13 protein-coding genes are annotated in these 13,642 nt (G+C 70.3%); 7 read left to right on the plus strand and 6 right to left on the minus strand.

Annotated features, from left to right (window positions below; translation table 11 throughout):
- The first annotated feature begins 56 nt into the window (after nt 1-56).
- Nucleotides 57-896: a carbon-nitrogen hydrolase family protein gene (locus FL311_RS05940; RefSeq protein ID WP_141323961.1), complete on the plus strand. Its 840-nt coding sequence runs from the start codon at nt 57-59 to the stop codon at nt 894-896.
- Nucleotides 897-908: 12 nt separating this feature from the next.
- Here FL311_RS05940 and FL311_RS05945 read toward each other — a convergent pair whose 3' ends face one another.
- Both FL311_RS05945 and FL311_RS05950 read right to left on the minus strand, forming a co-directional pair.
- The gene (locus tag FL311_RS05945; protein ID WP_141323962.1) at nt 909-1,481 is read right to left on the minus strand and encodes a 2OG-Fe(II) oxygenase; all 573 of its coding nucleotides are present in this window, start codon (nt 1,479-1,481) and stop codon (nt 909-911) included.
- Nucleotides 1,481-1,801 (minus strand): hypothetical protein, encoded by a 321-nt coding sequence (locus FL311_RS05950; RefSeq protein ID WP_141323963.1) that lies wholly within the window; start codon nt 1,799-1,801, stop codon nt 1,481-1,483. Before FL311_RS05950 ends, FL311_RS05945 begins: the two co-directional genes overlap by 1 nt.
- Before the next feature lie 443 nt (nt 1,802-2,244).
- Here FL311_RS05950 and FL311_RS44920 point away from each other — a divergent pair, with 443 nt between their 5' ends.
- Nucleotides 2,245-3,069 (plus strand): hypothetical protein, encoded by an 825-nt coding sequence (locus FL311_RS44920; protein ID WP_228556692.1) that lies wholly within the window; start codon nt 2,245-2,247, stop codon nt 3,067-3,069.
- Nucleotides 3,070-3,140: 71 nt separating this feature from the next.
- On the opposite strand, the gene FL311_RS05960 is transcribed toward FL311_RS44920, so the two are convergent.
- Together FL311_RS05960 and FL311_RS05965 are read right to left on the minus strand one after the other, a co-directional pair.
- Complete coding sequence (locus tag FL311_RS05960) at nt 3,141-4,241, minus strand: class I SAM-dependent methyltransferase (protein ID WP_194869073.1); 1,101 nt, start codon at nt 4,239-4,241, stop codon at nt 3,141-3,143.
- Nucleotides 4,242-4,358: 117 nt separating this feature from the next.
- Nucleotides 4,359-5,135 (minus strand): DUF6209 family protein, encoded by a 777-nt coding sequence (locus FL311_RS05965; RefSeq protein ID WP_228556693.1) that lies wholly within the window; start codon nt 5,133-5,135, stop codon nt 4,359-4,361.
- Between the two features lie 173 nt (nt 5,136-5,308).
- Here FL311_RS05965 and FL311_RS05970 point away from each other — a divergent pair, with 173 nt between their 5' ends.
- Nucleotides 5,309-7,126: an ATPase gene (locus FL311_RS05970; protein WP_141323965.1), complete on the plus strand. Its 1,818-nt coding sequence runs from the start codon at nt 5,309-5,311 to the stop codon at nt 7,124-7,126.
- A 17-nt stretch (nt 7,127-7,143) separates the two neighbouring features.
- On the opposite strand, the gene FL311_RS05975 is transcribed toward FL311_RS05970, so the two are convergent.
- Entirely contained in the window at nt 7,144-7,926 is a 783-nt protein-coding gene (locus tag FL311_RS05975) for a WbqC family protein (RefSeq protein WP_141323966.1), read from the minus strand.
- Between the two features lie 139 nt (nt 7,927-8,065).
- Here FL311_RS05975 and FL311_RS05980 point away from each other — a divergent pair, with 139 nt between their 5' ends.
- Nucleotides 8,066-10,126, plus strand: coding sequence for an ATP-binding protein (locus FL311_RS05980; protein WP_141323967.1), 2,061 nt, complete (start codon nt 8,066-8,068; stop codon nt 10,124-10,126).
- An 8-nt stretch (nt 10,127-10,134) separates the two neighbouring features.
- Here the strand turns inward: FL311_RS05980 and FL311_RS05985 are convergent, their stop codons facing one another.
- Entirely contained in the window at nt 10,135-10,926 is a 792-nt protein-coding gene (locus FL311_RS05985) for a phytanoyl-CoA dioxygenase family protein (RefSeq protein ID WP_141323968.1), read from the minus strand.
- 104 nt (nt 10,927-11,030) lie between these two features.
- Between FL311_RS05985 and FL311_RS05990 the strand changes: the two genes are divergently transcribed.
- The 3 genes from FL311_RS05990 to FL311_RS06000 form a co-directional block, all read left to right on the plus strand.
- The gene (locus FL311_RS05990; protein ID WP_141323969.1) at nt 11,031-11,984 is read left to right on the plus strand and encodes an alpha/beta fold hydrolase; all 954 of its coding nucleotides are present in this window, start codon (nt 11,031-11,033) and stop codon (nt 11,982-11,984) included.
- Nucleotides 11,985-12,047: 63 nt separating this feature from the next.
- On the plus strand, nt 12,048-12,734 hold the full coding sequence (locus FL311_RS05995) for a response regulator transcription factor (RefSeq protein ID WP_141323970.1): 687 nt from the start codon (nt 12,048-12,050) through the stop codon (nt 12,732-12,734).
- A partial coding sequence (locus FL311_RS06000; protein ID WP_141323971.1) for a histidine kinase dimerization/phospho-acceptor domain-containing protein occupies nt 12,731-13,642 on the plus strand: 912 nt, incomplete at its 3' end. The genes FL311_RS05995 and FL311_RS06000, both read left to right, overlap by 4 nt.

Consider the following 13,642-nt stretch of genomic DNA (forward strand, 5'->3'; position numbering starts at 1 on the left):
TCCGAAAGCCGGTATATAAAGACAACCGCGTTATTGGTCAAGGAGCCAAGAGAGACATGTCGAAGCTCATCGTCGGCCTCATCCAGGTGAATGCGCGCAATGAAATGGCGCCAAATATTTCGTTCATCGAGGAGCAGGCGCGCAAGGTATTGGCGGCCGGCGCGAACTTTGTGATGACGCCGGAGAACTCCACGCTCCTAGGGGCAAACCACGAGGATACATTGTCGAAGGTGGTGGCAGAGGAGCACCACCCCGGGCTGATGTCGGCGAAGGGCCTGGCGCGGGAACACGGTGTCTGGTTTTTGATTGGCTCCCTCCACGTCAAGGTGGAGGGCGAGCGGTGCGCCAACCGCTCCTATGTCATCGACCCGGAGGGCCGGGTGGTGGCCTGGTATGACAAGATTCACATGTTCGACGCGGAGTTACCCAACGGTGAGCGCTACCGCGAGTCCTCTGTCTTCAGGCCGGGCGAGCGCGCGGTGGTGGCCCGCACGCCCTGGGGTGGGCTGGGAATGGGCATCTGCTACGACATGCGCTTCGGACACCTGCAGCGCGCGCTGGCGCGTGCGGGCGCGACGCTGTTGACGCTGCCGTCCTCCTTCACCGTGCCCACGGGCCGCGCGCACTGGCACGTGCTGCTGCGGGCTCGCGCCATCGAGACCGGCTGCTTCGTGTTCGCGCCCGCGCAGGTGGGGCTCCACGCGGGAGGTCGGCGCACGTACGGGCACTCGCTGGTGGTGAGCCCCTGGGGCGAGGTGCTGGCGGACGCGGGCGGGGACTCGGCGGGCTTCGTGACGGCGGAGATCGACCTGGCGCGCGTGGAGGAGGCGCGCCGGGCGCTCCCGTCGCTGGGGCATGACCGGGACTTCCGGGGGCCGGAGGTCCTGGAGTCATAGCGTGCGTCGGCTTCAGGGCCGGGGGGGCTGCGCGCGGAACACGCGAGGGCCGGGGCGCCTTCCCAGCAGGAAGGTGACGGCCACGTACTTGGTGCCGGAGGTGACGTCCGCCGGGTAATGACAGTAGTGCGAGGGGAAGACGGCGACCTTCCCCGCGCGCGGCTCGATGCGCAGGGCGAGGTCCGGGAACACGGTGGCGCCGCCCTGGTAGTCGTCGTTGAGGTACCCGATGACGGTGAAGAAGCGCTCCGGGGTGCCCAGGTGGTCGAAGTGTGGCGGGTACATCTGCCCGGGCTCGTAGCGGACCAGGTGCGCCTGGGGCAGGTGCTCGCGCAACGACAGACTCCAGCGCGCGTTCGCCGCGTCGAGCAGCGCGCCCTCCACCAGCGCGCGGAAGGGCGCGAGCGCCGGGAGCGTCATCTCCAGGGTGCGCATGTTCGCGTGCTTGTCCGTGACGGACGCGTTCGCCGTGGGCTGCCAGCCGTCGGGCTCGCGCGCCAGCTCCAGCAGGGCCTTCGTGTCCGTCAGCGCGTCAGGGAACTCGAGGATGCCGCCCGCACCCTCCACGGGGGTGAGCGCGCCCATCAGCGTCCCGGGGTCAGGTAGTAGGAGGCGTAGGGATAGGCGTACCAGGTCGGCATCCAGCCCCAATAGGACGGGTACGCGCCGGCGTAGGCGTTCATCGCGTAGGGCGCGGCATGGGGCTGGGCGCTCGGGGTGGGGGAGGCCGCCGCCAGCGAGCGCGCCATCAGCTCCTCCTCGGTGGCCAGCGTGGCGGAGTCGAGGAGCCGCTCGTCGAGCGGGACCCCCTGCTCCTTGAAGAACCGTGACAGGGCGGCGTGGAACTCCAGCCGCATCCGGCCATTCAAGGCCAGATGGGTCCGCAACGAGTGGATGTCATTCATGACCGGAAAGCCTCGCGGACAGCCGGCATGGATTGCACACGACCCCGGCGTCACTCAGGGGCCGACTGTCAATGATCGAGCAATCCACGCAGGGGGCCGCGTCGGGAATGGTGGGGAAGCAGGCAGGCTGTCGGCTCCCGTGAGCCCGGCCCATGCCTCCTGGGTTGGGCGGCGCCGAGGCATACTCTGCGTATGTGTTCTTACGGGAAATTTCCTTCCCAACCTCGTTGATCTCTGCGATGGGTCGGATCCGCTCCGAGTCTGGGGCGGGGTGAACCCAGATCGCCTGATTTCCGCGAAAAATGCAGTCGGGTTGCGATATTGCGGGGAGGCTGGATATAGTTGCCCGCAGAGCGACGAATATGCAGAGCAGTACACTTGGTGCGTCCCGGACCCACTCCATGGAACCAGCATCCCGAACGGTGACCCAGGTTTCACGTCCTGTGCTGCGCACCGTGCTTCATGAGGCCCTGGAGAGCCACCAGGGAGGTGAGGTGGTGGTGAAGTCCGCCAGCATCTCCGGGCGGATCTTCATCGTCGGACAGAAGGTGGCCTGGGCGGTCCTGAACGGGCCCGGGGTGCAGAACTTCTCGTCCGTGTTGATCCACCAGCAGCTCGTCACGCGCGACGACGTCGAGCAGGTCATGGCGGAGTGTCGCAAGAGTGGCGGCAACTTCTGCGAGGTGTTGGTGTCGTGGGGGCTGGTACCGCGCGAGACGTTGCGCGACCTGCTGCGCGAGCACATGGCCGGTCACGTCCAGGCGCTGCTGGCGGTGCCGGATGCGCAGGCGCTCTTCGTTCCCCAACCTCGCACCTACTCCAGCCAGCTGACGTTCACGCTGGAGGAGCTGGTGCACCCTGTCGAGCAGCACCCCACCCACCCCCCAGTCGAAAGAGAAGTCATGGCGAACGTGAAGCAGACCCTGGAAGAGACACTGAAGATCGAAGGCGCGTTCGCTGCGTGCCTGGTGGATGCGAAGAGCGGCATGTGTCTGGGTTCCCAGGGCGGCACCGCGGCCTTCAACATCGAGACGGCGGCCGCGGCGAACACCGAGGTGGTGCGCGCCAAGATGAAGGCGATGAGCGTCATCGGCATCAAGGACAAGATCGAGGACATCCTCATCACGCTCGGCGAGCAGTACCACATCATCCGGCCGCTCTCGACGCGTGACGGTCTGTTCTTCTACCTCGCGCTGAACCGCGCCAACGCGAACCTGGCGATGGCGCGCTTCAAGCTGGCGGACATCGAGAAGAGCCTGGCGCTCTGACTCACCACGCGTCGGCGCCCGGCTCCTCCACGAGCGGGCGCCGACCGGGTCCCCGGGCGCGCGAGCGCCGCCTAGCGCTTGATGAGCACGACACCGTCCTGGTGTGCGCCGTGGACCTTCTGGAGCAGCTCGCGGACGTCGAAGAAGCGCGCCCACTTCGTCCGGATGTAGTCCGACTTGTAGAAGGTGTGGATGTTGTGGAAGGGCGAGGGCATGTAGCGCAGCACCACCCGCTCGGACGGCATCTGCTGGTCGAACCACGCCGAGGGCACGGGCTGGGTGTCCGACTCCAGGCTCCGATACGGGTGGTCGAGGAGGTGCCGGCGGATGGGGTGCTCCGCGTCCCGGGCCATGGCGTCCCAGGTGCGCTCCGTGTGCAGGGAGATGAACGCGACGCCGCCCGGCCTGAGGACGCGGCGGAACTCCATCAGCCACGACTCCTCGAACTCATCCATGTGCGTGAAGACCGAGCCACAGAAGATGAGGTCGATGGACGCGTCGGGGATGGGCAGCGTCGGGACGATGGCGGTCTGGAAGAAGAAGCCCCTGGGTGACAGGTACCGGTTCATCCACCGGATGGCGTTCGAGTAGATGTCCGAACCGTAGATCTCCGCCTTCGGGGCGTGCGCGAGGAAGTGGCGCAGCACGCGGCCCGACGAGCAGGCGAAGTCGAGGAAGCGGAAGTGTCCGTCCGGGTCGATGCCCGCGGACTTCAGCAGGCCCTTCAGGAACAGGTAGTCGCTCAGGCCGTTGAGCCAGTAGCTGACGTGCTGCTCGCCGAAGTAGTGGGCGCGCTCCTGCATGGGAGGAAGCGGGGAGGTGTCCGCCGCGACGTAGGCCTGGAGCTGCTCCTCGGAGAGCGCCTGGAGCAGGCCGGTCTGGACGGTGCCGTCGTCGCCGAAGAGGCCCTTGGCGACCAGGGTGAGCGGCTCGCCACCGTGCTTCTCGCGGAGCAGCTCCGCGATGGGCGGGAGCGACACCGTCAGGGGCCTGTCCGGCAGCGTCCAGACGGCGCTGGTGAGGTCGGGAGCAGGGGCGGGAGCGGCTTGCACCGCCGCCGCGGCAGGCGGCGGCCCCAGCCAGGGCTCCAGGCGATGGATGAAGTTGCGGGCCGCGGACTTCACCAGGGGCTTGAGCTGCTGTGCCAGTGCTTTGTGGGTCTGATTGAACATGTCGGTTGCCGTCCGGCCCCTGGTTGGAAAGCGGCGCAGTTGACCGCCGGGCCTCGCAAAAAGCAACCGGGTCCACCCCACCGCGTGGGTCATCTCGGTGGGGCGGAGGGAAGGGGATTACGGCTGCAGCGCGAGGCGGTAGTTCTGTCCGTACAGGGAGTCCCAGCGGCGGCAGTAGCCGCGGTCCCAGTTCTCGAACCACAGCGTCACGGCGCGGGCGCCCGCGGGCGGGGTGAGCGTCACCGGGACGCCGTAGCGCGAGTAGCCGCTGACCTGCGTGACGCTCTGGCTCCCGGTGACGCCGTTGTCGAAGCGGTAGTGCACCCAGACCTCCCACGTGGGCGCGCCGTTGTAGAGCAGGCGGCACTCGGGCAGCCGGTCGATGTCGTAGTCCACCAGGAAGGGCTGTCCCGCCTTCACGGTGCCCACCGTGTACTCGAGCCAGCCCTCCTGGAACACCCACGTCGGCGTCGGCGCGGTGCCCGCCGCGCGCACGGCGAACTGGAAGTTGGAGCCGAAGTGGGAGTCGTAGTGCTCGCAGCCGGGGCTCGAGACGCGGAACCACAGCGCCAGCGAGCCCTCCGCGGGCAGCGACACCACGGGCGGGGCGCCGGCGGTGGGCTGGCCCGCGACGTCGAAGCTGCCCTCGGGGCCGCCGTTGACGCGGTAGTGGCCGGTGAGGCTCCAGCCCGGCGTGCCATCCGGAAGCGTGAGCCGGCACTGCGGCAGCCGGCTCGTGTCGTACGTCACCTGGACCGCGTCGCCCGCGACCAGCGTGCGGGACTGGGTGAGCGTCCAGTCGGCGTGGAAGGAGATGACCGGCGCGCCCTGGGCCGCGGCGGCGCTGGCGATGAACAGCAGGGGCAGGGTGAACAGGGGCAGGATGTGCTTCAAGGGTGTGGCTCCTGGGTGAATGGCGGGTCCGCGCCGGCGTCCACGCCGGCGACAAGCCCCCCTCCGTGGGGAGGCGCGCGCATCATGGCCCCTGGGGCCCACGCCCGGGGCGCCTCGTTGTCCCCCGTCATTTCGGGTAGGCTCGCTGGCGAACACCCTGGAGCGAGCACCGAATGACCCTGTTCAGGAGGCCGTCCCCCCCGACGGCGGGTGAGTCGAGCGACGATTCGAGTCGCAGCGCCACCCCCACGGAGACGCCCGCGCAGTCCGACATCCCCAGCCCGGTCCTCAGCTCACCCCCGCGCGCCCGAAGCCCGTTGGCCGGCGCGTCCCCCGGGCTCGGCGAGCGCAGGCCCGGTGCTCCCATGCGGCCCCAGCCGCCTCCCTCGGATGATCCGGAGTTCCCCACCGAGCGGCGCACCGCGCAGCCGGGCCAGGTCGTCGAGCGCCGTCCTCCCCCGCAGGCCGGCGCGCTGCCGTCCGTCATCGTGTCCAGCCAGGAGGGCGCCGTCCGCCGTCCTCCCTCGGCCGCCCCGGGGGCTCCGGAGCGCCGTCCCCAGGCCGCGACTCCGGGCGGTGGAGGAGCCTTCGGGGGCGCCGAGCGCAGGACGTTGCCTCCTCCGGCCTATTCAGGCCCAGAGCGCCGGTCCGCCGTCACCGGCTCCCGTCGCGCGCTCGAGTCGGGTGGCCCCGGGGCTCCGGACCGCTTCTGGCCCACCCAGCCCCGCGACCTGTCCGAGACGGGGCTCACGGCCACGTTCGTCGAGGAGCTGGTGCTCAAGGCGCTGTTCTTCGCCGGCGAGATGCGCGGCATGGACCTGGCCAGCCGGCTGCAATTGCCCACGTCCATCGTCGACGACATCATCGAGGGCCTGCGCCGCCAGAAGTACGTGGACATCCGCGGCGGCGGCGCGTCCGGCGTGGGCAAGTCGACGATGATCTACCAGCTCACGCCCTTCGTGACGGACGTGCTCCGGCAGATCACGGACCGCAATCGCTACAACGGCCCGGCGCCCGTGCCCTTCCAGGAGTACGTGGCGGCGGTGAAGAAGCAGACGGTGCGCGGCAATCGCATCACCCGCGCGCGGATGCAGGACAAGTTCGGCGACCTCATCATCCGCGACTACATCTACGACGGCATCGGTCCGGCGATGAACTCCGGGCGCGCCATCTTCTTCTACGGGCCGCCGGGCAATGGCAAGACAGCCATCTGCCAGGGCATGGTGAACTGCTTCGACGGGGACATCTTCATCCCCCACGCCATCCTCATCGACGACTTCGTGGTGCGCGTCTTCGACAGCAACCTCCACAAGCCCGTGGAGGAGGAGGGGGCCCCCTCGTACGACAGGCGCTGGGTGCGCTGCCGCCGGCCGCTCGTCGTCGTGGGCGGTGAGCTGACGCTGGAGATGCTCGACCTCGTGTACTCGCCGGAGGTGAAGTACTACGAGGCTCCGTTCCAGATGAAGGCCAGCAACGGGATGCTCCTCATCGACGACTTCGGCCGGCAGAAGGTTTCCCCCAAGGACCTGCTCAACCGGTGGATCGTCCCGCTGGAGAGCGACATCGACATGCTCACCCTGCACACCGGCAAGAAGCTGCAGGTGCCCTTCGATGTGTTCGCCGCCTTCTCCACCAACCTGGACCCCAGCGCGCTCGTGGACGACGCCTTCCTGCGCCGCGTCCGCTACAAACTGGAGGTGCAGCGCCCGGACGAGGAGCAGTTCCATCAGATCTTCGAGGTGATGTGTCGCAAGCGCGGCGTGGCCTACAACGCCAACGCGGTCGACTACCTCATCGAGCAGCACTACCGGCCCACCCAGCGGCCCTTCGCGGCCTGCCAGCCGCGCGACCTGCTGGACCAGGTCATCGACATGTCCCATTACATGGGGCAGGAGCCTCGCCTGGACCCGGCGCTGCTGGACGCCGCCGTGCGCAGCTACTTCGTGCGCTTCGACAAGCCCGCGGAGACCACCGCGGCCTCCGCGGGCTGAAGGCCCTTCAGCGCTCCTTAGGGGGGCGCCGGCGCGAAGGGGCCCCACGGCGAGGGCTCCAACCACCGGCGCACCTCGTCCACGGGGACGTTGGACAGCACGTCCACGATGGACATCCCCTGCACGAACCTCCCGTCGCGCCCCTGCTCGTAGGGCGGGTGGCGGAAGCGCTGCCACAGCACGCGCACGTCCGCGCTCCGGAACAGCCCCACCTGGAGGTACAGCGACGAGCCCAGCCCCGAGTAGTACGTGTGGGCCTTCAGCTGTCGGCAGTACTCCACCAGCCGCGCCGACTTCTCGTCGCCCTGCTTCTGCAGCGTGGAGGCCAGCAGGATGCGCGGCGACAGCCCCAGCGGCGCGTGGAAGAGGGCGGTGCTCGCGAGCAACACCCGCAGGAGCGAGCCGGGGCCCGCCTCCGTCGCGACGCCGTCATAGAAGGGCTCCAGCAGCGGAAGCACCTGGGTGGCGAAATGGGGCCGCCGCCGGTACAGCGTCACCAGCGTGTCCAGGTGCTTGCGCGCCCAGCGCTGACGCGAGTCCACCGCCAGGTCGGCGATGAGTGTGTCGCGATGTGGGTCCTCCAGCGGAATGGACAGCCATTGGAAGCCGGGCTCGGTGGGCGGAGGTGTGGGCACGTTGGCGGGCAGCGCCACGCGCGTCCTGCGCTGCCAGCCACGCCGGAGCCACTGCACGTTGTCGAGCACCAGCAACGTGTCCGCGCGCGCCGTCTGCTCGTAGAAGTCCACCCAGGGCAGGTAGTGGGGTTGCTCGGCGACGACGACTCCTGGACTGCCCGGCACGCACGGCCTCTTTTCCGCGGAGGGTTGCTGGGGTGGCGCGGCCCCTCACTGTCGGACCGGACGCGGTGGATTGCTCCTGCTGCTAGATTGTAACATTCCAAAGCCGGTCAGGGACCTTCGCCGAGGTGGAAACGAACGGATGAGGTACCTGTGCATCAGCGCGGATCCGCAGCATCCCGTCGCGGAGGAGCTCCGACGTCAGGGGCAGGACGTGCTCATCCGGGGCGAGGCGGCGGAGGCGGACGCGGAGCTGGTGCACGGCCACGTGGACGTGCTCATCGTGGAGGCCGCGTCGCTCGCGCCGGATGCCCGGTGGCTGGATGCGCTGCGTGGGCGCGCCAGGCCCGAGGATCCGCTGGTGCTGGGGCTGGCGGACGAGGCGACGGACGAGGCGCTCGCGCCGCTGTTGTCGGCGGGCGTGGAGGAGTTCCTCGTGGCGCCCTTCCACGCGGTGGAGGTGCGCGCGCGCCGGCTGCTGCTGGAGCGCCGGGCGGCGCGGCGTCGGCAGATGCAGAGCACCCAGGCCGCGGCGCGTGGGGAGATGGAGCGGCTGGCCGCCATCATCCAGACGCAGGCGGACGTGGCGCTGGCGGGGCTGGACCTGTCGGGGGTGATGAGCCTGTTGTGCGAGCGCGCGCGGGTGTTGTGCGGCGCGGACGGCGCGGCGGTGGCGCTGCTGGAGGATGGCTACGTGGAGTACCGGGTGGCCACCGGCAGCCTGCGGCGGCACATGGGCTTCCGGCTGAAGGTGGAGGGCAGCCTCACCGGCACCAGCCTCTTGCGCGGCGAGGTGATGCGCACCGACGACACCGAGGACGACGTGCGCGTCAACGTGGCGGCCACGCGGCAGGTGGGCGCGCGCTCCATGGTCTGCGTCCCGCTGTGGCGCGAGGCGCGGCCCGTGGGGGCGCTGAACCTGACCTCGCACCTGCCCAACGCGTTCGATGACCGGGACGTGCGCACGCTGGAGCTGATGGCGGGCCTGTTGGGCGCGGCCATGGGGAACGCGGCGGAGGCGGCGGCGAGGCAGGCGTTGATGGAGGAGCGCGCGGCGGCGCTCGCGGCGCTGCAGGAGTCCCAGGCGCTGTTCGCGGCCTTCATGAACCACAGCCCCGCGGTGGCGTACATGAAGGACTCGCAGGGGCGCCGTGTCTGGGTGAACGAACCCTATCGTCGCTTCTTCGGCCTGGCCGATGGCGCGGACGTGGAGGGGATGGACGACGCGCGGCTGATGCCCGCGGCCTCCGCGGAGCACGTGCGGCGCGAGGACCAGGCGGTGCTCGCGTCGGGGGAGCCCAGCGCGACGGAGGGCATGATTCCCGCGCCGGACGGCTCGGAGCGGCACTGGCTCACCTACCGCTTCATCGTGCGCGACCGCTCGGGGCGGAGGCTCCTGGGGGGCGTGTCGCTGGACGTCACGGACCGCAAGGCGATGCAGGCGCAGCTCGTCGTGTCGGACCGGCTGGCCGCGGTGGGCACGCTGGCGGCGGGCGTGGCGCATGAAATCAACAACCCGCTGGCCTTCGTGCTCTCCAACCTGTCGTTCCTCTCCGTGGAGCTGCGGAACGTGACGCGCGAGCTGCCCCCGGGGCGCACGTCCGAGATGGAGGAGGTGCTGCGCGAGGCGGTGGATGGCGCGCACCGGGTGCGGCAGATCGTCCGGGACCTGAGGACCTTCTCGCGCGGGGACGACGAGGTGGCCACCGCCGTCAACCTGCAGGCGGTGCTCGAGTCCGCCATCACCATGGCGCGCGGAGAGCTGAAGATGCGCGCGCAGATCATCCGCGAGTTCGGGGACGTGCCTCCGGTGGAGGGCAGCGAGGGGCGCTTCGGGCAGGTGTTCCTCAACCTGCTCATCAACGCCGCGCATGCGATTCCAGAGGGCAGGCCGGAGCACAACGAGGTGCGCGTGGTGCTGCGCGCCTCGGGGGACCGGGTCATCGTGGAGGTGAGCGACACCGGCGTGGGCATGACGCCGGAGGTGTGCGCGCGCATCTTCGACCCGTTCTTCACCACCAAGCCCGTGGGGGAGGGGACGGGCCTGGGCCTGTCCATCTGCCATGGCATCGTCACCGGCTTCGGCGGGGACATCTCCGTGGAGAGCGAGGTGGGGCTGGGCAGCACCTTCCGCGTCTCCCTGCCGGTGGGGCACCGCGCGCGCGCGCTGGGACGTCCCCCGCCGTTGCACCTGGTGGGCTGAAGGCCGCTTCAGTCGCGTCCGTGGCGGAACAGCGGATGGAACACGCGGGGCGCCTTCTTCTTGCGCACGCAGCGGGTGTCCGCGCTCATGTAGCAGGCGGAGAACGCGCGGCGCCTCAGGCCGGGGCGGCCTCGGCCGGAGCGGTGCCACAGGTGGTTGTGCACCAGGATGACCTCGCCCGCGAGCGCGGGGAGGGGCACCGCCCGGCGCTCCGCGTCCTCGGCGGCCACCTGGTCCGGAGGGATGACGCCGCCCAGCTCCGTCACCAGTCCTCGCCGGTGACTGCCGGGCACCACCTCCAGGCAGCCGCCGTCCTCGGGGGCGTCATCCAGCGCGGTCCACAGCTGGAGCTCCGGCTCCCGGGTGAGTCCCCAGAGCCGACCTCCGTCCTGGTGCCAGGGCAGGTTGCTGCCGCCGGCCTGGCCCTTGTGGAAGAGGATGGCGCGGTACAGGACGACGTCGCCGGGGATGCGCGCGCGGACGATGCGCTCGAACAGCGGATTCTCCAGCCACGCGAGGAAGCGCGCGTCCTTCTCCAGCTTCTCCAGCTTGCGGTAGTCCAGCGAGGGCCCCTGCCAGCCGAGGCCCAGGGGGGCGTCCTCGTAGCGTCCGGTGGTGGCGTCCGGCTGGAAGAACATGCCGGGGTAGACCACGCGGCCGAGCATCAGGTCGTCCGCCCGCTCGCGCAGGGCCACGAGGCCCTCCTCGTCCAGGACCCTGCCCAGCCGGGCATAGCCATGCTCGGCGTAGTGCGCGAGCACCGGGGTGAGGTCGAGCGCCTGCGCGTCTTCACGAAGCATGCGCCCTCATACCTCGGACGCCCGCGGTGGAGGAGTGTGACGACAAGGGCCTGGGGCACGCACGGCTTGCGCGCTCGCCGTCCTCGCTCCATGGTGAGGGCGGCATGCCCTACCGTCGCACCACGCGCTTCGTCGTCGCTCCGGATGGAACCCGGGTGGCCTGGCATACGCACCTGGGGGAGCTGCTCGAGGAGTCCTCGGACGAGGCGCTCAGGCCGCGCGCCACCGTGCTCCTGAGCAATGGCATCGGCTCCTCGGAGAACTTCTGGCGCCACGTCGTCGCCAGCCTGGAGCAGGACCACCGGGTGGTGCACTGGAACTATCGGGGCCACGGCGGCAGCGAGGAGTCGCGCGGAGGCGACTACGACTTCTCCGTGCACGTGGGGGACCTGGAGCGCGTCACGGAGGAGGTGATGGCGCTCGGCGACGGACGGCCCCCGCACCAGGTGGCCTACTCCATGGGCGTGCGCGTCCTCTTGGAGCTGTATCGCCGCCGTCCGGACCTGGTGCCGGCGATGACGCTCATCGCTGGGAGTCCGGGCGCGGCGGGCTCGGGGGACGCGGGGCTGGCGGCGAGGGCGCTGCTGGGCACGGCGCGCGAGGCCCTCCGCCTGGCGACGCCCGCGGTGCCTCTGGCGACACCCGTGGTGCGCGCATTCCTGGGCAGCCGGCTGGCGTATCCGCTGGCCCGCGCGGTGGGGGCGCTGAGACCCCGGGCTCCGCGTGACGACATCGACGAGTTCCTGCGCGCGCTGCGCACGATGAGCCCCCAGGCCTACTGGCACACGCTGCGTGGGTTCGCGGAGGGGCACGCCTGGGACGTGCTGCCCCAGGTGAAGGTGCCCACGCAGATCATCGCCGCGCGTCATGACACCCTCGTCCCGCTGCGGGAGATGGTGCGCATGCGTGACGCGCTGCCACATGCCCACTGGATGCTGGTGGAGGACGCCGGGCACGCGGGATTGCTGGAGGCCGGGGCGGAGATCGCCGACGCCGTGCGGGGTTTCCTCGTCGACCACGGGCTGCGGCCGGCTCAGGTCCCCCCGTCTTCGTCGTGACGGGAACGACGCTGGTCCGTTCCCTCGGAGCGTGAAAAGCTCTGGTGTGCGGGGGACGTGCACATGCGACTGTTGCTCGTCGAAGACGAAGTGAAGATGGTGGTGTTGCTCCAGCGGGGGCTGGAGGAGGAAGGCCACAGCCTGGCGGTCTGTACCAGCGGACGTGAGGCGCTGGAGCGGGGCCGGGAGGAGGGCTTCGACGTCATCGTCCTCGACTGGGCGCTGCCCGAGGTCGACGGTGTCACCTTGCTCAAGCACTGGCGCGGCGCGGGGGTGCGCACGCCGGTGCTGATGCTCACCGCGCGCGGCACCACGCCGGAGAAGGTCACCGGGCTGCGCTCGGGCGCGGACGACTACCTGGTGAAGCCCTTCGATTTCGAGGAGCTGCTGGCCCGGCTGGAGGCGCTGGCCCGCCGTGGGGAGTCCGAGGATGGACCGGTGCGGCTGGGCTCGGTGGTGTTGGATCCACGTCGGCGGGTGCTGGGGCGCTCCGGTCGCGAGGAGCCGCTGACGGCCCGTGAGTTCGCGCTGTTCTCCGCGCTGGCGAGGCACCCCGGAGAGGCGCAGGTGCGCGCGCGGCTGCTGGCGCAGGCGTGGGGGCGGGACTTCGAGGGCCATGGCAACGTGCTCGATGTGTATGTCGGCTACCTGCGCGCGAAGCTGGAGCGGCTCTCGGCCACGGATGTCGCCATCCGCGCGGTGCGGGGCGTGGGCTACAAGCTGACGGTGTCGGAGACCGTGCCCCCGTGACGCTGACCCGGCGGCTGTGGCTGCTGGGCGCGCTCGTTCCCGCGTTGGCGATGGTGGTCGCGCTGGGCAGCGCGGCGCGGCTGTTCCGCTACGACCTGGAGCGCTCGTTGGACAGAGCGCTGCTGGCGCAGGCGGCGGTGGAGAGCGCCAGCCTCTTCGACGGGCCCGAGCGCAAGGCCCACCTCCACATGACGGTGTCCCCGTTGCTGGAGCAGGTACGCCCCTTCGCGCCGCACGGCTATCTCCATGGTCCGGATGGAGCCCTGGTGGCGCGCTATCCGCCCGGGCTCCAGGTGGAGGAGTCCGGGTCGAGACGGGTTCCTGGTACGCCCGGTGCGCCGCCCCAACTGGTCACGCGAATCGGAACGGATGGGGTGCGCTGGCGCGAGGTGCAGGTGGATGTCCGCTCTCCGCAGGGCGCGCCGTACGCGCTGCGACTGTCGGCGTCCCTGGGGCAGGTGGATGGCTCGGTGGGGACGTACCACCGGCTGGCGCTCTTCCTCGCGGTGTCGTTGGGGCTGGCCTTGCTGGTGGTGCAGACCTGGCAGGCGCGCAAGCTGGCGCGGAGGCTGGTGGCCATCACCCAGCACCTGCGGCGTCTGCGGGAAGGGGACTTCTCCCATGCCCCGGTGGAGGACCCGGCGCGTGATGAAATCGGACAGCTGCGCGCCGTGCTGGCGGAGGCGACGGAGCGTCTTCGGGGCGCGCGTGAGGCGCAGGAGCGGCTCATCGCGGGCGCGGCCCATGAGCTGCGGACACCCCTGACGCTGATGCGCACGAGCATGGACCTGGCGCTGCGACGGGAGCGGTCGCGTGAGGAGCTGCGGGTGGGGCTGGAAGAGGCGCGGCGCGAGGTGGACCGGCTGGCGGTGCTCGCGGGGAATCTGCTCGACCTCGCGGTGGCGGGG

Origin of the sequence: Myxococcus sp. AB025B (assembly GCF_006518215.1) — a bacterium.
Lineage (GTDB): Bacteria > Myxococcota > Myxococcia > Myxococcales > Myxococcaceae > Myxococcus > Myxococcus fulvus.

Bases quoted from the DNA above. Each gene is read 5' to 3' on its own strand.
- FL311_RS05990 (WP_141323969.1), top strand. From the start codon at position 11,031: ATGCCCTACCGTCGCACCACGCGCTTCGTCGTCGCTCCGGATGGAACC.
- FL311_RS05960 (WP_194869073.1), bottom strand. From the start codon at position 4,241: ATGTTCAATCAGACCCACAAAGCACTGGCACAGCAGCTCAAGCCCCTG.
- FL311_RS05980 (WP_141323967.1), top strand. From the start codon at position 8,066: ATGAGGTACCTGTGCATCAGCGCGGATCCGCAGCATCCCGTCGCGGAG.
- FL311_RS05985 (WP_141323968.1), bottom strand. From the start codon at position 10,926: ATGCTTCGTGAAGACGCGCAGGCGCTCGACCTCACCCCGGTGCTCGCG.
- FL311_RS05950 (WP_141323963.1), bottom strand. From the start codon at position 1,801: ATGAATGACATCCACTCGTTGCGGACCCATCTGGCCTTGAATGGCCGG.
- FL311_RS05945 (WP_141323962.1), bottom strand. From the start codon at position 1,481: ATGGGCGCGCTCACCCCCGTGGAGGGTGCGGGCGGCATCCTCGAGTTC.
- FL311_RS05995 (WP_141323970.1), top strand. From the start codon at position 12,048: ATGCGACTGTTGCTCGTCGAAGACGAAGTGAAGATGGTGGTGTTGCTC.
- FL311_RS05970 (WP_141323965.1), top strand. From the start codon at position 5,309: ATGACCCTGTTCAGGAGGCCGTCCCCCCCGACGGCGGGTGAGTCGAGC.
- FL311_RS05940 (WP_141323961.1), top strand. From the start codon at position 57: ATGTCGAAGCTCATCGTCGGCCTCATCCAGGTGAATGCGCGCAATGAA.